An 18723-nucleotide genomic window follows, 5' to 3' on the forward strand; every position below is an offset into this window, starting at 1 on the left:
ATGACGGTCAAGCTGGATAATCCGTTTGCAAACGGGCCGAGTAGCGAAAGCTGGAGCTGCAACGTGAAGAAGACCTATAAGATCTGCTGTCTTCCTGGTGACGGCATTGGGCCCGAGGTTATTGCCGAGGGTAAGAAGGTGCTGGCTGCCGTGGGCAAGCGCGCCGGCGTAGAGTTTGCCTTTGAGGATCACCTGATTGGTGGCGCGGCGATCGATGCGTGCGGCAATCCGCTGCCCGATGAAACCCTTGTGGCGGCAAAGGCGTCGGACGCCGTGCTGTTGGCATCCGTCGGTGGCCCAAAGTGGGATTCAACCGATCCGGCGGCCCCGCGCCCCGAGCAAGGCTTGCTGCGTATCCGCAAAGAACTCGGCCTCTATACCAACCTTCGCCCTGTAAAAATCTACGACGCACTTGCCAGCGCATCGACGCTTCGTCCCAAAGTCATCAAGGGCGTTGACATGGTACTCGTCCGCGAACTTACCGGTGGCATTTACTTTGGCAAGCACGAGCGCTTTTATGACGAGGGCGGTGCGGGCACCGACGGTGTGGCTGGCCAGCGCGCGGTTGACGTAATGGAGTACCGCGAGTACGAAGTTGAGCGCATCGCCCGCCAGGCGTTCGAGGCAGCTCGCAAGCGCCGCGGCAAGGTGACAAGCGTGGACAAGCGCAATGTATTGGAGACGAGCCGCATGTGGCGTGAGGTCGTGCATCGCGTGCATGACGAGGAGTATCCAGATGTAGAGCTTGAGGACCTGCTCGTCGACAACGCCGCCATGCAGCTCATTAACCGACCGGCCGACTTTGACGTCGTAGTTACGGAGAACATGTTCGGCGACATTCTCTCCGACGAGGCGGCGCAGATTACCGGATCGCTCGGCATGCTTGCCTCGGCTTCGCTGGGCGATGGCGTGTCGCTGTTTGAGCCGAGCGCCGGCAGCGCGCCCGACATCGCGGGGCTCGGTATCGCTAACCCGCTCGCGCAGATCCTGTCGGCGGCAATGCTGCTCACGTACGCGCTCGACATGGGTGAGCAGGCTGCTTGGATCGAAAATGCCGTGGCGCGTGTGCTTGACGAAGGCTGGCGTACCCGCGACATCGCCGACGCCAGCACCCCTGCCGATAAGATCCTCGGCACGACCCAGATGGGCGATAAGGTCATCGCCGCGCTGTAGTGTCGAGATGTCCGGAACCACCACAAAGGTGCCTGTCTCCTTTGTGGTGGTTACCAGGGGGTTCTGGCGGTTGAGGACTCGATTGCCTCGTGGCGCTTGAGTTCGCGGCGCATGGTTTGCGAATTGAGCCAGGCTGCCTGCCAGCCACGGATAGGGTAGCGCGCTTCGTCCAGCTCAAACTGCGTATAGCCGCAGGCGTTGATAATCGTTGTCCCGCATGCGTGCTGGCGTTCGCGTTGAAAGTCGCGAACATAGCATTGGTGCACATGCCCGTGCACCATGTAGTCGGGATTCCATGTCTCGAGCGCTGTGTTAAAGCATTCGAATCCCCGATGCGGCAGATCGTCCAGATCGCCCATGCCGGCGGCGGGCGCATGGGTGAGCAAGATATCGCAGCCGCCGACCATCCTCACTTTGCGGGACAGCTTACGCATGCGCTTGGCCATCTCGCGCTCGGTGTACATGTTAGCGCCATCTCGATAGCGCATGGAGCCGCCAAGCCCCGCAATGCGGACGCCGCGATACACGTACACGGTGTCTTCGACACAGATGCAGCCGCCCGGTGCATGACGCGCGTAGCGGTCATCGTGATTGCCACGCACGTAGATGAGCGGTCTGTTGATGACCGTGACCAAAAACTCAAGATAGTCCGGGTCCAGATCGCCAGCGGACAAAATCAGGTCGACACCCTCAAAGCGTTCCTTGCGAAAGCACTCCCATAGGCATCGTTCTTCGGTATCGGCTATGGCAAGTATTTTCATAGGGCGCGGACCTTCGGCTCATCGTCGGGCTGCGGAATGGTACCCACCACGTTGTCTGCCAGCCAATTCATCTCGACAATCTGCGTGCTCGGCAGTGGGGGAAAGCCCTCAATCTGTACCACGCCGTCTTGGCTATGGAGCTCGCCGCCAAATGGATTGATGGAGCCCTCGACGATGCCATTGCGGAGGAGCTGAACAAGCTTGCGCGTCTGATAGGGCAGGCCCGGAGCGTAGCGAATGTCGATAACGCCCGAGCTCATGCCATACCAGTAGTTGACGGCGCGGACCCGGCTGTCGTCACTGGTCTCGTCCCAGGTGCCATGCAGCAGACTTCGCACGATAAGCTCGTAGTATCGGCCCCAGTTCCATACCGGCATGGCAATGCCGGCAACCTTGCCATCGACCAGGCGGTGGAGTCCGTAGGCCGTGGGGTCTTCGAGCGACTTTGACATATCGGCGCCGGTCATGACGCTCACGCCTTCGCGGCACATGGCCTCGGCAAGGCCTCCGGCGGGCACATCGCCCCAGGTTAGGATAATTTGCGCACGGGGGTCGAGCAGCGAGGCGCCAATCGCAAAGGCGTTGATCTCGCTGAGTGCGCCCGAGGCGAAGACCGACGCGTGGTAACCGATGCGGTGGTTGTCCGCCATGCTGGCGGCAAGGGCGCCCAGGAGAAACTTTGCTTCGTACATCTTGCCAAAGTACGAACGGACGCTTTGGTGAGGAAGACCGATGGAGCAGTTAAGGAACCGAACCCGGGGATATTCAACGGCAGCCCTGAGCGTGTATTCCATCAGGCGGTGCGAGGTCGAGAAGATGACGTTTGCTCCATGTTTGACAGCCGTTTCCACGGCGGCGTAGAACACGTCCGGATCGTGACAGTCCTCAAACGCCTCGGTGCGCACGATACCGCCAAAGTGCTCATCGAGATACTGACGCCCTTGGTCGTGCAGCCTGTCCCAGCTCGACGTCGCACAGGTGAATTCATGGATAAAGGCGATGCGCAGGGGGTTGGCCGCCGAATAGACGGTCTTGCCCATAAAGAAGTTGAGCATGCCGGAGGTGGACTTGGCGGGCAACTCCTCCTCATCGACGTTTGGCGCTTCGACAAGATCGACCTTGTCCTCGTCACTTTTCCCGGCGATGACCAGTTCGCGCCAGATCTTGCACAGGCGGTTTACGACGATATCTGTCGGCGTATCCAGCAGGCGGTCCTGGTTGTACACATTGAGGTAGACGAGCATGGCGTCGGCGGGCGTAATGTCCAGGTGGTCGCCGCCCGCGCGAAGGTAGGCGCGCTTAAAGAGTAGGAAGGTGTGGCGCAGGTAATCGACCTTTTTCTGGGGCCATTTTTCGATAAGGTTCTGACCGAGCATCTTGGCGAGCGTTTCGTAGCTTCCTTCGCGCGAGAACTCGATCTCGTATAGGGGGCAGACACGCCAAAACGCGCAGAACTCGCCGTACAGGCGACTTTCGACGGAATCCCATTTGCCGGGGTAGAGGCGGGTGACCTTGGCCGAAACCGTCGGGGCGTCCAGGAATTTGAGGACGCTGACGCGCTTGTTGCCCTCCTGGACATAGAACCTATGCATGAACTCGGTGACGATGATGGGGTCGCGATAGCCCTCGGTTACCTGAATGTCGTAGAGGTTGGACCACTTGCGGGCGAACTCGGTGCTAAACGGCAGCAGGGGCATAAAGTTGCATGAAAAGGCGGACTGACGGCCCTTGGTAACCGTGCCGACAACCATTTCGAGCGGAATATCCCGCAGGCCGACATTCTCTCGCTGACCTAGGGGGAGCTGGGCAACCAAACTGTCGAGGTCCGTAAGGTATGGATGCTCGCATTGGCTAATGGCGCGTCGACGTCCTTGCTCGCCGCGCTTGCGTGCTTGACGGTAGGCCTTTTCCATAGTTTGCTCCCTTAGTCGTTTAAACAACTGTATGAACTATGGTACCACGAATGAAAACCTCCCATTTCCCGATGTCCAAGAAATGGGAGGCAGTTCACTGTCCCCTTTGTGGTGCTTTAGGCGATGATGGGAGCGATAGCGCGGATGCAGGCGTCGGCAGCGGTGAGTGTGGTGCTGTCGTCACTGACGATAAAGATGATCTTGCCCTTGATGCCAAAGTCGCCGATTTCGCTAAAGAGCACGTAGGGCTCCTGGTCAAAGCCCGAGATGGGCGAGACGGCCGTTTTGGTTGCTCTCGTGAGCTCGTCTGCCAGCGCGTCAAGGGAAGCCCATTTAGACGTATCCTTTACGGCAACGGGCACGGCCACACGTCCAAAGGGCATCAGATGCACGAGCGTGTCCTTGGAGATGTTGGAGTTGGGCACAATGATGGTCTGCCCGTAGGCATCCTCGATGGTCGTGTGGCGCCAGGTGATGTCCTGGACCACGCCCGACACGCCGCCAACCTCGATATTGTCGCCGGGCTTGATGATGCCCATAAAGGTCACCTGCATGCCGCCGATAAGGTTCGACAGCGTGTCCTGAAAGCCGAGCGAGATGGCAATGCCGCCGACGCCAAGAGCGGCGACGAGCGCGTTTGCGTTAATGCCAAAGCAGTTGTCGAGGATAAAGCTGCCGCCAATCATCCAGATGACGGCGCGCGCGATGTTGATGAAGATACTCGATGCCGGAAGCGGGTTATCGTCGCGGTTGAGCAGGTGACGCAGCGTTTTGGAAACGACTTTGGCGGCGACGGCGGTGCCTATCGCCAAGATGCCAGCCCAGATGATGTTGTGGACCCACCGCTGCTCAAAGAAATGAAGAATCGGCTCAAACAATTCCATGTAGGGAAAACCTCCTCATGATCGTTCAACCATGATACCCACCAAAAAGCCCGTCCGATCACAACGGACGGGCTTTTGCGCTCGATATAAGGTTTGTACGGCGGGGCTGCAAGGCCCGGCGGTGTAGCTTAGCGGCGGCGCTTCCAGATAATGCCGACCATGATGACGATGATGCCGCCGATGAGGCATGCACCGACCACGGTCAGCGTACGGTCTCCCGTTGCGGCAAGCTTACCGGCCGTCTTCTTGGTGGTGATCTGCGTGGTCGTCGTGCCGGGGTTGGATGAGGGCTCAGGCGTTGGGGTCGGATGGGGTGCGGGGCTCTCGGCGGAGCCAAAGCTGATGGTGCCCGCGAGCGAGGCCATCTTGTTCTCCCAGTCGTCCTGCCCGATCAGTGCCCTCAGCGCTGCCTCGCACGTACTCCACTCGGCGCACTTCTTAGCTTTTGCAAAGGTGGGAAAGACGGTCGTGTTGGTAATGATGTAGTTGTTGGTGGCGACGGCGTAGTTCTTGGCGGGGTCGAGCGCGCTGCCATCCTTGGTGAGTGTGGCGCTCACAATGCGCTTGCCTTCGGGCTGCGTCCAATCAATCGTCACGTTAATGCCGCCAAAGGAGAGAACGCTGCCAGAGTCATCGCGCCACTTGTACTTGTCTTGCGCCTCCTGCTCGGTATGGCCGGCTGCCACGTAGGCTTGCTGAAGCTCGTAGCTGTGATTGCAATCGTCGCTGATCTGCAGTGAGTGCTCAAGCGCTGCGAGGAAGTTTGCACCGGTCATGGTCCAGGTCTCCACGGTGTTGCCATAAGGCGAGATGGCGATGACGTTGCCGGCGGTCACATCGCCCGCCGCGATGCCGCCGCGGATGCCGCCCGCGTTTTCGATGGCGAGGTCTGCCCCCGTCAGGGCAAGATAAGAGCCGCAGATCACATGCCCGATGGTCTGGGCCTTGGTGGTGTCGCTCGCTTTGCTGGGACGCAAATCGGTGGTGCGCACCATCTCCCAGCCATGCGTACCCGCGGCGTCTTCGCCGTAGAAATAGTCAGTGGCGGATGTGCCGATCACTTTGTTCGACTCGATTTTAAAGGCGTCGTCGAGTGGCTTGATTTTGTTATTGCGAACCTCATCGAGTTGACTCTGGTAGAAGGCGCCCTTGTCGGGGTCTGCCAAAAGGTCGTTGACGTTCTTGGCGGTGTAGAGCTTCTCGTCGCTGTCGTCTGCGGGGATCGTGACCGTGTCATCGTCGGTCGTCACGGTGCCATTCGTGTCGTACTTGTACGGAATGGAAAGCAGGCCGACCTCGGCAAAGGCGCTGCCCGCCTCGACGACGCGGACCGGCTTGCCGTCGGCCCCCGTCACGTTTTCGTCTAAGTTGATGTGCTCGTGGCCCGCGACCAGTGCATCGACCCCAACGAGCTTTGCAGCAAAGGCCTTGGCGTTGAGCGTGTGCGCGATGCAGACGATAACGTTGCAGCCCTCATCCTCGCGCAGTCGCTTAGCCTCGGCATTGATGGCGGCTGCCGCATCCGAGAACGACGTGTCCTGGACAAGGCCTTCGCGCAGTGAGAATCCCAGCGACTCATCCATGGCACCCACGACGCCGACCTTGATTTTGTAGTCGAATGTGGAGTGGTCTTCGCTGTCCTCCCAGGTACGGTCGAGCGTCTTGGTGATGCTCGAGCTCCATACGCCGCTCGTAGACTTCGCGTTTGCGCAGAGCATGGCGAAGGGCGTGCCGGTGGTGCTGTAGCCGGTCATGGTGCGGAGCTTGTCCGCGCCGTAGCTCCAGTCGTGGTTGCCCGGCGTGGTCGCGTCGTAGCCGTTCGCATAAAAGGTGTCCATGAGCTCGGCGATGCTTTTGCCCTCGCTCATAGTGGCGAAGGATTGCCCGTGGAAGGTATCGCCCGCATCGAGCAAAAGATCGGGGGCACTGCCTTGAGCGCTATAGAGAACTGCCAGTCCGTCAAAGCCGACAGTGCCGGTACCCTTGCTTGCGTTGTAGCTGTACTTGTAGCTGCCGTGGATATCATTGGTGTGCATGACGGCCACGGAGCCGTCAATAGCGGCGGGCAGGTTCCCCGCGAAAGCGAGGCTTGGGATGCCTGCGAGCGCGCTGGCAAACAACGCGGCAGCTAACGCAAGGCGGGGGAGTCTTTTCATGGCGGTCTCCTTACTCTTTAATAAAAACCGCCGCAAAGGTGTCTGTCCCTTTGCGGCGGTTTTGACGTCTGCGCAGATAAAACCTGCCAAAATAAACCTGTCCCTTTTTGGTAGGTTTAGCTCAGCAGCATGCGGTCGTTGGCGAGCTCGCCGCCCGAGACCTCCTCGAACTTCTGAAGCAAGTCGGCCACGGTGAGCGATTTCTTCTCATCGCCCGCCACGTCGTAGATCACGTGGCCCTCGTGCATCATGATCAGGCGATTGCCCAGACGGATAGCGTCGTTCATGTTATGCGTGACCATGAGCGTGGTCAGGTGGTTCTCGTCGACGATCTCCTCGGTCAGATTGAGCACCTTAGAGGCCGTCTTGGGGTCGAGTGCCGCGGTATGCTCGTCGAGCAGCAGCAGGCGCGGCTTGGTGAGCGTGGCCATGAGCAGGGTGAGTGCCTGGCGCTGGCCGCCCGAGAGCAGGCCGACCTTGGCGTTGAGGCGCGTGTCCAGACCAAGGTCCAGGCGTTTGAGCAGCTTGACGTACTCGTCCTTCTCGGCCTTGGTGACGCCCCACGAAAGGCCGCGACGCTGGCCGCGACGTTTGGCGAGTGCCAGGTTCTCGGCAATTTGCATGTCGGCTGCGGTGCCGCGCATGGGGTCCTGGAACACGCGGCCCAGGTACTTGGCACGCTGCGACTCGCTCAGACGCGAGATGTCGGTGCCGTCGAGCTCGATAACGCCCGAATCGAGCGGATACACGCCGGCGATCATGTTGAGCAGCGTGGACTTGCCGGCGCCGTTGCCGCCAATCACGGTTACAAAGTCGCCGTCGTTGAGGGTAAGGTCGACGCCGGTAAGAGCGCGCTTTTCGGTGACGGTGCCCTTGTTAAAGGTCTTCTTGACGTGCGAGAGCTTAAGCATCTGCCTCATCCCCCTTCGTGTAGGAGCTGCGGAGCTTATAGCGCTCCCAAACCACGGGCACGCATAGGGCCACGGCGACAATCACGGCGGAGAGCAGCTTCATGTCGTTGGCGTCCATGCCCAGCTGCAGCACGATGGCGCGGATGAGGAAGTACACCACGGAGCCAAAGACGGCGGAGGCAAGACGGACGCTAAACTGCGTGAGACCGCCGGGCAGCAGGCGGCCGAGCACCTCGCCGATAACAATGGCGGCGAGACCGATAACGATGGCGCCGGTGCCCATGCCAATGTCGGCGTACTTCTGGCTCTGGCAGATGAGCGCGCCCGAAAGGCCAATGAGGGCGTTGGAGAGCACGAGGGCGATCATCTTAGTGGAGTTGGTGTTGACGCCCAGGGCACGGATCATGTACTCGTTGTTGCCGGTGGCGCGCAGCGCCGAGCCGATCTCGGTGCCAAAGAACCAATACAGGATGGCAACGATAGCCACGGCGAGCAAGATGCCCAGGATGATGGCAACGGTGGACTGCGGCAGGCCCGTCATATTGCTGACGGCCGAGAACACGGTGCCCTTGGCAAGGATGGGCGTGTTGGATTTGCCCATGATGCGCAGGTTGATGGACCACAGGCTGATCTGGGTGAGGATTCCGGCGAGGATCGCGGGAATCTCAAAGACGGTGGTCAGAATGCCCGTGACCGCGCCCGCAATGGCGCCGGCGCACATGCCGGCCAAAACGGCGAGCAACGGGTCGACATTGTTGTTGACGATGAGCACGGCGCAGACGCAGCCGCCGAGGGCAAAGCTGCCGTCACAGGTCATATCGGGGATGTCGAGCAGGCGGAACGTGATAAACACGCCAAGCACCATAATGCCCCAGAGGACACCCTGCGAAACGGCGCCCTGCAACGCAATGAGCATGCTTCATACCTCCTAGGATAGGGTGGACACGTGATTTTCCATAATAGCGGTACCAATGCATAAAAGAGCAGCGGACGGACATTTTGTTTTACCAAAAACAAGCAGGGCGAACGCCGGTCTTTAGCGTTCGCCCCAATGACTCAGATATTGAATAACGCAGCTATGGCGCAAGCGCGTGCCTAGCTGCGTTACCGCGCATGGCGCTACTCGTCTAGAGCGGAAAGGTCGATGCCCAGGGCCTCGGCCATCTCGTCGTTCTTGATGACGACCAGATCCTTGCTCGGGAGGTGCTTGATCGGCATATCCTCGGGCTTGGCCTCACCCTTCAGAATCTTAACGGCCATCTCGCCCGCGGCGTAGCCCAGGTCCTCATAGTTGATGGAAAGGGTGAACAGGCCGCCGGCCATGCACATGCCCTCCTCGCCGGTCACAAAGGGAAGCTTGTTCTCCTTGCAGATCTGACCGACCTGCGAAGCGCCCGCGGCGATGGTGTTGTCAGTGGGGGAGTAGAGCGCGTCGACCTTGCCCACGGCAGACTCGACGACGGACTGGATCTCGTTGGAGCTCGAGACGGTGAAATCGGTGTACTCCAGGCCCAGCTTGTCGAGTTCCTTCTTGGCGGCCTTGATCTGGACGTCGGAGTTGGACTCGGCGGTGCAGTAGAGCAGTCCGACCTTTTTAACGTCGGGCAGGACCTTCTGCATCATCTCGAGCTGCTCGGCGACCGGGGTGAGGTCGGAGGCGCCGGTGACGTTGGTGCCGGGCTTGTCGTTGTCCTGGACCAGGCCGGAGGCGGCGTAGTCGGTGATGGCGCAGCCCACGATGGGGATATCGGCCGTGGCGCCGGCGGCAGCCTGTGCGGCAGGCGTGGCGATGGCGTAGATCAAGTTGACGTTGTCGCCCACAAACTTGTCGGCGATGGACTTACATGTGGACTGGTCGTTCTGGGCGTTCTTCTGGTCGATCTTGACCTTGAGTCCGCTCTTCTTGATGGCCTTGACAAAGCCGTCGTTGGCGGCGTCGAGCGCGGAGTGCTCAGTGAGCTGCAGAACGCCGATGGTGTAGTCGGAACCGGCGGCTGCAGAGCCGGAACCAGAGTTGCCGCCGCATCCGGCGAGCGGGGCCAGTGCGAGCAGGCCGGCGGAGACCAGAAGGCTCCTGCGGCTGATGGTGATGTCGTTCATGTCATTACCCCCAGTATAGAAATTGCTGGAAACACTGCACTCAAACAAAGTGCAAGTGGGTCTATAGTAGCGCCGATGCCCATTTTTTCAACAACCTGTCGGGTTTTTTAATACTGAACCGGATGGACGGCGGGGGATTCGGCGGGCAACGGCAAGACTTAGGCGGCGGGCGCGGGCCGCTCCCCCTCGTCCAGCGCGGCAAAGAGCTTCTTGCCGTCGAGCAGGCGCGTGCTAACGTTTCTCATGCGGCTGACCTCGACGGTGCGTAGGGTGTCGTCGGAGCCGTGCCCGTCGACGACCGTTCCCAGCAGATACGAGACGCCGTCTCGCTGTTTGATGGCAAAAGGCCGAACGGTCATCCTCGTCACTTCGATCTTGTCATGTGTCGTGACGCTTGAAATGTCAAAGCTCACCGTGGTTCCGTGGTCGATGGCCCGCTCGATGAGCTCGCAGGTATCGATGCGTTTGGCGGGCGGTCGCGTGGCCTTGGCGGGTTTGCCTTCTGCGCTTGGTGCCGGCTCGGACGTATCGAGATAGCCGCGAACGTCGGCGCTTGCCATGGCGACCAGATGGCGCGCTATGCTTTTTCTGGTCGCGATGGGTGTGGAGCGGTTGCGCATGACCATGCCATGGAGTCGAATGATTTCCTCGTCGGAGAGCGGTCGGGTGAGAAGTCGGTAACCCGCGCCGCGCTTGTACTCAATCTCGTATCCGGCATGTCGCAGGGCGGAAATCGCGGTATGGATACTGCGCCGCGCTGCCGAGATGGGCATGCGAGCGGGGTCGTCGGGATGGGCGAGACGCTCGATCAGCTCATCGGGAGGAAGCGCTTTGTCCTCACCGGTATGCTCGCTTAAGAGTTGCAGGATGCGCACAGCGCGATAGGCTGCCATGGAAGCAGCACCCCTGGTCGTGGCCTCGTAGTTCTCAACAGCGGGTTTGGCCATTGCGTTCACGTCCTTTCCGTTTTTGGGTGATGACGGTACGGAGCCTAGGACACGGGGTTTGCTGAGGGGCGCAGGGCACTCTGGGTGGTCGGTAGTCGTCGGCAAGCGGCGGATCGAGTTTTCAACAGCCCTGATCAGCTGACCAAAAGCTTGACAAAAGCCTGACGGATGCTGTTGAAAAAAGCGCCCCTCGGCTTGCCGAGAGGCGCTGGTGCGACACGCTGTAACGCGCGGGACGGAGCTGTGGCGATTAGAAATCGGCGTTGCCCACGGTGCGGGGGTGCGGAAGGACGTCGCGGATGTTGCCCACGCCGGTCAGATACATGACCAAGCGCTCGAAGCCCAGGCCGTAGCCGGCGTGTTTGCAGGAACCGTAGCGGCGCAGGTCAAGGTAGTACTTGTACTGCTCGGGGGCCATGCCAAGGTCCTTGATGCGGGCCTCGAGAAGATCCAGGCGCTCCTCGCGCTGGGAGCCGCCGATAATCTCGCCGATACCGGGAACCAGGCAGTCGGCGGCGGCGACGGTCTTGCCGTCGTCGTTCATGCGCATGTAGAAGGCCTTGATCTCGGCCGGGTAGTCGGTCACGAAGGTCGGGCGCTTAAAGTGCTCCTCGGTCAGGAAGCGCTCGTGCTCGGTCTGCAGGTCAATGCCCCAGCTGACAGGATAGTCAAACTTGTGACCGGCGGCGACGGCCTGCTCCAGGATCTCGACGGCCTCGGTGTAGGTGACGCGGGCAAAGTCGGAGTTGGCTACGTGGTTCAGGCGCTCGATCAGGCCCTTGTCCACAAACTTGTTGAGCATGTTGAGCTCGTCGGGGCAAGTGGCCATAACGTCCTTAAGAACGTACTTGAGCATGGCCTCGGCGTTATCCATGTAGTCGTTCAGGTCGGCAAAGGCCATCTCGGGCTCGATCATCCAAAACTCGGCGGCGTGGCGCGTGGTATTGGAGTTTTCGGCGCGGAAGGTGGGGCCAAAGGTGTACACGTCGCCAAAGGCCATGGCAAAGTTCTCGGCATTGAGCTGGCCGGACACGGTAAGGCTTGCATGCTTGCCAAAGAAGTCCTGGCTCCAGTCGACCTCTCCGGACTCGGTGAGAGGCGGATTTTTGGGGTCGAGCGTGGTCACGCGGAACATCTCGCCGGCGCCCTCGCAGTCACTCGTGGTGATGATGGGGGTGTTGACGTAGACAAAGCCCTGCTCCTGGAAGAAGCGGTGGATGGCGGCAGCCGCGACAGAGCGGATGCGGAACACAGCGCGGAACAGGTTGGTGCGCGGGCGCAGGTGCTGCTGGGTACGCAGGAACTCGACGGTTGCGCGCTTCTTCTGCAGCGGGTAGTCCGGGGCGCTCGTGCCCTCTACCTCGATGGAGGTGGCAGAAAGCTCGAAAGGCTGGGGCGCATCGGGGGTCAGCCTGACGGTGCCGGTGCAAATGAGTGCAGCCGAGACGTTTTGGTGGGCGATCTCGTCGTAGTTGCCGAGCGTCTCGCGGTTCATGACGACCTGCAGGTCGCGGAAGCAGCTGCCGTCGTTGAGCGTGACGAAGCCAAAGTTCTTCATGTCGCGGACGGACTTGACCCAGCCGGCGACAGTGACGGCCTTGCCGCCGAGCGACTCGGAATCGGCATAGAGCTGCGCGATTTTGGTGCGGTTCACGTATCCTCCCATAGCGGTTGAATGATAGTTATCCATACAGTTCGATATTCTAGCAGCTCGGCTCATTTGGGCTATACAGATAAGGTATTGACGGGACGGTTTTCAAACGAAAAGCGCCCGCGGCCAGATGGTCGTGGGCGCTTGGCGTGTTGCCTATTGGCTGTACGGCGCAGGACTCGTTACTTGGTCTTAGCCACCAGCAGCGGGTCGCCCAGCTTGACGAGCGGGTTGCCGCCGATAAGCGTTCCAGACTCGCCGACATGGTCGATGCTCTTAAGACGATCGAGCTCGGAGATGATGACGGTCACGATGTCCTCGTGGCCAGCGGCCTTAATGGCATCGCGGTCGAAACTGATGAGCGGCTGGCCTGCCTTGACCACATCGCCCATCTCGACAAAGCGGGCAAAACCCTTGCCGTTCATTTGTACGGTGCCCAGGCCGACATGGATGAACACGCGAAGGCCGTCCTCGGTGATCATGCCAATAGAGTGGTTGGTGACGGTGGTGGCGCCGATGCGGCCGTTAGCGGGCGCATAGATGGTGCCGGTGATGGGCTCGATGCCGTAGCCCTGGCCGAGCATACCCGAGGCGATGGTCTCGTCGGGAACCTCGTTTAGATTGACGAGTACACCGTTAACGGGAGCGTAGATGACGCCTTCGCGGGTGGCGAAGCTTGCCGCGGGCGGTACGGACGCCTCGCCCGACGAGTTGAACGTGGACTTGAGCGAATCGAGCAGACCCATAGATGCCTCCAACGTATCAAGTGCGCATGTAGCGCACGCGTAGTTTTGCCGGAAACGTTTCGTGTGTGTTACCGGCTCGGTCAGCGTCTCTATTTTACGCTGCTCAACGACGGCCCTGAGCTGGGATTATGTGATATATCAGTTGAAGGGAACTTATTGCGGATACGTTTCGATGCCGTGCGTACAAGTGGGGTACGCTTGAAGGCGATACATAACGTGCGCACGAATCGCGCGAAGGGAGCATATATGATCGTCGAGAGCCATGCGCTGTGGGGCGAGGAGCCGACCGAGGAATATCCGGCGACGTTTACCTATATGGGGGCCGAACCGCTGCCCGGCAAGCCCAATGGTCGTCGCCCGGCAGTGATCATCTGCGGCGGAGGCGCGTTTACGCACATCGCCCCGCATGAGCAAGATCCGGTGGCGTTTGCCTTTTTGGACCGCGGGTACCAGGCCTTTGTTCTCAACTATGTCACGAGTGGCACGGGTGATGTGAGCTTTCCGCACCCCCAGGCAGATCTTGCCAAGATGGTCGCCACGGTTCGTGCGAATGCCGACGAGTGGCATGTCGATCCCAAGCGCGTGTGCGTTGTGGGCTTTTCGGCGGGCGGCATGATTTGCGCCTCGCTGGCAACGCAGTGGAAGACCGGCCCCTTCGCGGCACTTGTCGGGGCGCGTCCGGACGACATTCGTCCCGATGCCGTGGTGCTGGGCTATCCGTTGCTCGACTTTGCCTATGTCCGCGACATGCAGACGCGCGATCCGCGCATCGACTTGCGCGTGCCCAAGACAGGTGGCAAGACGGGGCGCGATTTGCTCAACGACTACCTGTCGATGGTGACCGGCGGCGAGGCGACCGACGAACACCTGGCCGACATCTGTCCCACCACGCACGTTTCGCGTCAGATGCCGCCGACCTTTGTGTGGGGCGTGTCCGATGACAAAACGGCGCCGATCGCGCAGGTCTATCCGTTTGCTCAGCGCATGGCCGAGGAGGGCGTCGCTTGCGAGATGCACGTCTTTGACCAAGGCGGTCACGGCCTTTCGCTCGGCAATGCCAATACCGCGGTCGACAACGAGGACAAGCAGGTGGCGGTTCGCCCTTGGATTCGCCTAGCCTTCCGCTTCCTGGAGCGCCATCTGTAAGAGTAAGAGGGCCAGTCCCTCCCGTCCCTCATAACTTGCGGTGAAATAGTTCCTGTTTTTGCTGGTTAAAGCCCCAAACAGGAACTATTCCACCGCAACTTCGTTTTGAGGCCCGGGCCGGAAACCGCGTCCCAGTTTTGTCCCTCAAGGTGGGATACAGTTTCCCGCAGAGGGTCGATCGGGAAAATGCGTCCCGGTCTGAGCGACGATTCCGGGATGCATTTTCCGCAAGATGCCTCAACCGGAAAACGCATCCCGTTTCGGGCGTGAATTCCGGGATGCGATTTCCCCAAGGGGCCCCATTGGGAAGCTGCATCCCAGAATTCGCCCGGATAGTGGGACACGGTTTCCGGAAGGGTGTCGTTTGAGAAGCTGCGGCCCGGAGTCCCGCCGTTTGGTTGCTCCGCATCCTACTTATTGGCGCAAAGTAACCTGCTCCCATTGCACCAATGATCCCTTGGTGACGGAGGGAAATGAATCATTTTGAGCGGCGGTGCCAAGAATTGGTCCGCTACCGCCCGCTGCTTTCCTACCAAACGGTGAACTGGGCGTTCTCCGTGTTCCAATGGACATCGCGTACGTAATCGCGCACGCCCGCCGCGTCCCGCGCTTCGAACAGTTCAAGAATATGGGCATGTTCGGCATTGGCTTTATCGAGCAGCTTGCACGCCGTCTCTTGATCGACAGTCTCGTAATCGCGTTTGATAAAGCAGCGCTCGAGCTGCGCAATCATATCGCGTAGACGATCGTTGCCGCAGCGGTTGAAGTACGTCAGATGAAAGTCTCGCTGAATGTCGTCGTACTTTCGGATAAGACCGCCTTGGATCGCAAGGTCCATGGACCCAACCAAAAACTTCAGCTGCATGATGTCCTCTTTGGTCAGGAGGGGACAGGCGAGGTATGCCGCCTGCCCATCGAGCGGCCCCATAATCTCAAAGACTTCAACGGCGTTTTGTTGATCGAACCCACGGACACGGAATCCGCGACGGGGGAGATTGTCCAGGTAGCCATCGCTTGCCAGCTGAATGAGCGCCTCGCGAACCGGCGTGCGCGACACGCCCATGGCATCGCAGATCGCTTGCTCGCTCACGCGGTCGCCAGCCGAAAGCTCGCCGGCATCTATGCGGCTCGAAATATAGTCGTATACATGATCCTTCAAGGGTCTTCTGAGCGTTTCCATGAGCTTGTGTTCCTCAACTGTATATTTTCAAAATTAAATACGTTTCGCTTGAATAGCTCAGTTGAATTATAGAACGACCAGTTAAATCGCGCTACTTTGCGCCGATAGGTGAGAATACGCTTACCGATGAATACCTACCGTTCAGGATTGTATACAATATACAAAATAGGAAAACCGCCTTAAGATAAAGCCATCGAAAGGAAGGCGGGCGCAAAGAAGTCCCGCTCTCTGCTAAGAGATCCAAGGAGGATCATCATGACCAAGTTCAGCCACGTCATCATCCGTCGTCCCGGCAAGTCCCTGAGCAATGGCATCACGAGTGCCCCCGAGCTTGGCCAGCCCATCTACGAGCGTGCCATCGAGGAGCACTACGATTACGAGCATGCGCTCGAGCAGTGCGGCGTTGACGTGTCGGTGCTGCCGGCGCTCGAGCAGTATCCCGACAGCTGCTTTGTCGAGGATCCGGCCGTCATCACTCGCTGCGGCGCCATCATTACCAACCCCGGTGCCGACAGCCGCAACGGCGAGAAGGACGAGATCGAACCAGCCGTCCGTCGCTTCTTTGACGACGAGCATGTCAAGCACATCGTTTCTCCGGGTACGCTCGACGGCGGCGACGTCATGATGGTCGGCGACCATTTCTACGTCGGTCGCTCCGCTCGCACCAACGAAGAGGGCATCCGCCAGTTCTGTGAGATTCTCGAGGGCTGGGGTCTCGAGGGTTCCGAGGTTCCGCTGGAGGAGGTCCTACACCTCAAGACGGGCGTCAACTACATCGAGGACAACAACATGCTCGTTTCCGGTGAGTTTATCGATAAACCCGACTTTGCCCAGTACAACAAGATCGTCGTGCCCGAGGACGAGGCTTACGGCGCCAACTGCATCTGGGTCAACGGTACGGTCATCGTCGCCGAGGGCTATCCGACCGTGCTCAAGGCCGTGCAGGATCTGGGCTACAAGACGCTCGTCGTCGATACCTCCGAGTATCGCAAGGTCGACGGCGGCCTTTCTTGCCTGTCGCTGCGCTTCTAACGCGATAGCTGTAACAGTCTGATGATCGCTTGACCGATGGCCCGGCACCCGATTCGGGACGTCCGGGTCATCTTTCGTTCGATCACATGATGAAGGGGGTGCACATACAATGGCCTCTAAAGTTCAAAACGACGAGATTATCGACCCTAATGGCCTCGATCTCTTTCGTCTGACCATGATGGTCATTACCGCCAGTATTTGTGGCGGTATCTTTTCGCTTGCCGGCGATATGGCAGCAGGCGGGGCAAATACCGGTGCGGTTATCGTCTCGTGGGGAATTTGCTTTATCGGCGTCTTTGCGCTGATGATGGTGTTCAACGGTTTGTCTCAGGCTCGTCCCGACCTGACCGGCGGCATCTATGCATACGCTGCGGCTGGTTTTGGCGATTACATTGGATTCAACTCCGCCTGGGGCTACTGGATCAGCGCATGTCTTTCCAACGTGAGCTTTGCGCTCTTGCTGTTTAGCGCGCTGGGCTATTTCTTCCCTGCGTTTGGCGCGGGCAACAACCTGCTTTCCATCGTCTGCGCCAGCGCGTTTTTGTGGTTCCTTACCGTCCTTGTGCTTCGTGGCGTTAAGGAGGCTGCGGGCATTAACACTATCGTCACGTTGGCGAAGCTGGTGCCGCTGGGGCTCTTTGTGCTGAGCATCGTGCTCCTGGGTAAGTTCAACGTCGATATCTTTATGGACAACTTCTGGGGAGAGCCGGCTGGTCCTGGCTTTGGCGAGCAGGTTGTCTCGACCATGATCGCCCTTGTCTGGGTCTTCACGGGCATCGAGGGCGCTGTCGTTATCTCGGGCCGTGCAAAGTACGTGCGTGACGTCGGCCGCTCGACGGCGCTCGGATTTGCGGCTGTATTTACGCTGTATCTGATCATCTCGATGCTGTCACTCGGCATTATGCCGCGCGAGGAGATGGCGCAGCTCGCAACGCCCTCCATGGCGGGAATTCTCGAGTGCGCAATCGGTCCGGTTGGCGCTGCCATCGTAAACCTTGGCGTTATCCTTTCGCTGGTCGGCGCGCTGCTGGGCTATGTCATCATTGCGTCCGAGACGCCGTTCGAGGCGGCGCGCCAGGGATCCTTCCCTCTGGCGTTTGCCAAGACGAACAAGCACGACGCCCCGGTGGTAACGGTTCTTGTGAGCTCCGGCATCACGCAGCTCTTCTTGATCGTGTCGTATGTGGCGGCGAGCACCTACCAGTTCTTCTATAGCTGCGCAGTCAACACGATTCTGGTTCCGTATGTCTGCTCGGCTGCCTATTACATGGTGATTGGCTGGAAGAACGAGCATCTGGACGGGCCGCATGCGCCCAGCGTCGGCAAAGCCCGCTTCTTCGGTACGCTCGGCTTCATCTACACATTGTTCCTGGTGTGGTCGACGGGTCTTCAGGGCGTTATGATCACGACGATTCTTTTTGCTCCGGCCATTCCCGTCTATATGTTGGGCGAGCGAGGTCGCGGTAAGCCGGTGCTTCCGCATCTGCACGACAAGCTGATCGCAGCGGTGGTCATTATCGTAGCAATCATTTCGCTGTATCTGCACTTTGCCGGCATTGCGCCGATTGTCTAGGACTTCGGTAAGCTTCATCGCTTGGCAAGCCGGCTGAGGCATCGCGTGCCGGTGCCGTTCGGTAATCCATAACTGACGTGGGCCTCTGTAACGTACCTTTGTGAGCGCCCACTAAACCCGCGCAGGTGACTACTGTTGCCTGCGCGGGTTTTTGCAGTTGTGGTGAAATGCTGCCGGCAGCTGGGGACGTTCCTATTGCTGGCACTCTGGGACACTCCTTGGATGATCCGCATACAACGGAGGAAAGCGGATGATTTTGACGAGGGGCGGGCGGCTGTTTCGGTCCTCGGGGAAACCACGTCCCGTTTCGGGCACAGATTCCGGGTCGCAGTTTCCTCGAGGGGCTCGATCGGGAAAATACGTCCCAGTCTGAGCGCCTATTCCGGGACGCAGTTTCCGCTAGAGACCTCAGTCGGAAAGCCCATCCCGTTTTAGCGTTGGGACTGCGGACAAAAAGTTGGACCGTTGAGGTCCGGAACGGAGTCCGCATGGCATACAGTAGGAGAATGGTGGAGAGGGCCAGGGCGCTTCGCGGCGCCGGGCTCACCGT

General features: G+C 59.6%; 15 protein-coding genes. 4 read left to right on the forward strand and 11 right to left on the reverse strand.

Annotated elements, in window-relative coordinates; translation table 11 throughout:
• The gene (leuB, locus tag ACTQXM_RS02345; RefSeq protein WP_441547596.1) at positions 1-1173 is read left to right on the forward strand and encodes a 3-isopropylmalate dehydrogenase; all 1173 of its coding nucleotides are present in this window, start codon (positions 1-3) and stop codon (positions 1171-1173) included.
• A gap of 50 nt (positions 1174-1223) precedes the next feature.
• Here the strand turns inward: leuB and ACTQXM_RS02350 are convergent, their stop codons facing one another.
• The 10 genes from ACTQXM_RS02350 to ACTQXM_RS02395 form a co-directional block, all read right to left on the reverse strand.
• A complete protein-coding gene (locus tag ACTQXM_RS02350) occupies positions 1224-1934 on the reverse strand; it encodes a metallophosphoesterase family protein (RefSeq protein WP_441042008.1) in 711 nt (236 codons plus the stop codon).
• Positions 1931-3847: a BMP family ABC transporter substrate-binding protein gene (locus ACTQXM_RS02355; protein WP_441536855.1), complete on the reverse strand. Its 1917-nt coding sequence runs from the start codon at positions 3845-3847 to the stop codon at positions 1931-1933. The genes ACTQXM_RS02350 and ACTQXM_RS02355 overlap by 4 nt, the downstream gene beginning before the upstream one ends.
• A 116-nt stretch (positions 3848-3963) precedes the next feature.
• Positions 3964-4731, reverse strand: coding sequence for a mechanosensitive ion channel family protein (locus tag ACTQXM_RS02360; RefSeq protein WP_441536854.1), 768 nt, complete (start codon positions 4729-4731; stop codon positions 3964-3966).
• A gap of 128 nt (positions 4732-4859) precedes the next feature.
• The gene (locus ACTQXM_RS02365; protein WP_441536853.1) at positions 4860-6887 is read right to left on the reverse strand and encodes a bifunctional metallophosphatase/5'-nucleotidase; all 2028 of its coding nucleotides are present in this window, start codon (positions 6885-6887) and stop codon (positions 4860-4862) included.
• A 116-nt stretch (positions 6888-7003) separates the two neighbouring features.
• Complete coding sequence (locus ACTQXM_RS02370) at positions 7004-7798, reverse strand: ABC transporter ATP-binding protein (protein WP_117839998.1); 795 nt, start codon at positions 7796-7798, stop codon at positions 7004-7006.
• Complete coding sequence (locus ACTQXM_RS02375) at positions 7791-8714, reverse strand: ABC transporter permease (protein ID WP_006234992.1); 924 nt, start codon at positions 8712-8714, stop codon at positions 7791-7793. Before ACTQXM_RS02375 ends, ACTQXM_RS02370 begins: the two co-directional genes overlap by 8 nt.
• A gap of 203 nt (positions 8715-8917) precedes the next feature.
• On the reverse strand, positions 8918-9898 hold the full coding sequence (locus ACTQXM_RS02380; RefSeq protein ID WP_427747699.1) for an ABC transporter substrate-binding protein: 981 nt from the start codon (positions 9896-9898) through the stop codon (positions 8918-8920).
• Between the two features lie 158 nt (positions 9899-10056).
• Entirely contained in the window at positions 10057-10845 is a 789-nt protein-coding gene (locus ACTQXM_RS02385) for a hypothetical protein (protein ID WP_427747700.1), read from the reverse strand.
• Positions 10846-11095: 250 nt separating this feature from the next.
• Positions 11096-12499, reverse strand: coding sequence for an asparagine--tRNA ligase (asnS, locus tag ACTQXM_RS02390; protein ID WP_441048860.1), 1404 nt, complete (start codon positions 12497-12499; stop codon positions 11096-11098).
• 179 nt (positions 12500-12678) lie between these two features.
• Positions 12679-13242 carry a PTS sugar transporter subunit IIA gene (locus ACTQXM_RS02395; protein ID WP_441032162.1) on the reverse strand — a complete coding sequence of 188 codons (564 nt, stop codon included), beginning with the start codon at positions 13240-13242 and terminating at the stop codon, positions 12679-12681.
• Between the two features lie 246 nt (positions 13243-13488).
• Here ACTQXM_RS02395 and ACTQXM_RS02400 point away from each other — a divergent pair, with 246 nt between their 5' ends.
• Positions 13489-14388 carry an alpha/beta hydrolase gene (locus ACTQXM_RS02400; RefSeq protein ID WP_441536852.1) on the forward strand — a complete coding sequence of 300 codons (900 nt, stop codon included), beginning with the start codon at positions 13489-13491 and terminating at the stop codon, positions 14386-14388.
• A 529-nt stretch (positions 14389-14917) separates the two neighbouring features.
• Here ACTQXM_RS02400 and ACTQXM_RS02405 read toward each other — a convergent pair.
• Complete coding sequence (locus ACTQXM_RS02405; protein ID WP_441048862.1) at positions 14918-15547, reverse strand: GntR family transcriptional regulator; 630 nt, start codon at positions 15545-15547, stop codon at positions 14918-14920.
• Positions 15548-15823: 276 nt separating this feature from the next.
• Between ACTQXM_RS02405 and ACTQXM_RS02410 the strand changes: the two genes are divergently transcribed.
• A complete protein-coding gene (locus ACTQXM_RS02410; RefSeq protein WP_117583089.1) occupies positions 15824-16600 on the forward strand; it encodes a dimethylarginine dimethylaminohydrolase family protein in 777 nt (258 codons plus the stop codon).
• A gap of 109 nt (positions 16601-16709) precedes the next feature.
• Positions 16710-18173: a basic amino acid/polyamine antiporter gene (locus tag ACTQXM_RS02415; protein WP_441048863.1), complete on the forward strand. Its 1464-nt coding sequence runs from the start codon at positions 16710-16712 to the stop codon at positions 18171-18173.
• The last annotated feature ends 550 nt before the right edge of the window (positions 18174-18723 follow it).

Source organism: Collinsella sp. LCP19S3_D3 (assembly GCF_052121455.1).
GTDB lineage: Bacteria > Actinomycetota > Coriobacteriia > Coriobacteriales > Coriobacteriaceae > Collinsella.

What these genes read in the sequence shown, in the direction of transcription:
- leuB (WP_441547596.1), top strand. Translation starts at nt 1, where the DNA reads ATGACGGTCAAGCTGGATAATCCGTTTGCAAACGGGCCGAGTAGCGAA.
- ACTQXM_RS02350 (WP_441042008.1), bottom strand. Translation starts at nt 1,934, where the DNA reads ATGAAAATACTTGCCATAGCCGATACCGAAGAACGATGCCTATGGGAG.
- ACTQXM_RS02355 (WP_441536855.1), bottom strand. Translation starts at nt 3,847, where the DNA reads ATGGAAAAGGCCTACCGTCAAGCACGCAAGCGCGGCGAGCAAGGACGT.
- ACTQXM_RS02360 (WP_441536854.1), bottom strand. Translation starts at nt 4,731, where the DNA reads ATGGAATTGTTTGAGCCGATTCTTCATTTCTTTGAGCAGCGGTGGGTC.
- ACTQXM_RS02365 (WP_441536853.1), bottom strand. Translation starts at nt 6,887, where the DNA reads ATGAAAAGACTCCCCCGCCTTGCGTTAGCTGCCGCGTTGTTTGCCAGC.
- ACTQXM_RS02370 (WP_117839998.1), bottom strand. Translation starts at nt 7,798, where the DNA reads ATGCTTAAGCTCTCGCACGTCAAGAAGACCTTTAACAAGGGCACCGTC.
- ACTQXM_RS02375 (WP_006234992.1), bottom strand. Translation starts at nt 8,714, where the DNA reads ATGCTCATTGCGTTGCAGGGCGCCGTTTCGCAGGGTGTCCTCTGGGGC.
- ACTQXM_RS02380 (WP_427747699.1), bottom strand. Translation starts at nt 9,898, where the DNA reads ATGAACGACATCACCATCAGCCGCAGGAGCCTTCTGGTCTCCGCCGGC.
- ACTQXM_RS02385 (WP_427747700.1), bottom strand. Translation starts at nt 10,845, where the DNA reads ATGGCCAAACCCGCTGTTGAGAACTACGAGGCCACGACCAGGGGTGCT.
- ACTQXM_RS02395 (WP_441032162.1), bottom strand. Translation starts at nt 13,242, where the DNA reads ATGGGTCTGCTCGATTCGCTCAAGTCCACGTTCAACTCGTCGGGCGAG.
- ACTQXM_RS02400 (WP_441536852.1), top strand. Translation starts at nt 13,489, where the DNA reads ATGATCGTCGAGAGCCATGCGCTGTGGGGCGAGGAGCCGACCGAGGAA.
- ACTQXM_RS02410 (WP_117583089.1), top strand. Translation starts at nt 15,824, where the DNA reads ATGACCAAGTTCAGCCACGTCATCATCCGTCGTCCCGGCAAGTCCCTG.
- ACTQXM_RS02415 (WP_441048863.1), top strand. Translation starts at nt 16,710, where the DNA reads ATGGCCTCTAAAGTTCAAAACGACGAGATTATCGACCCTAATGGCCTC.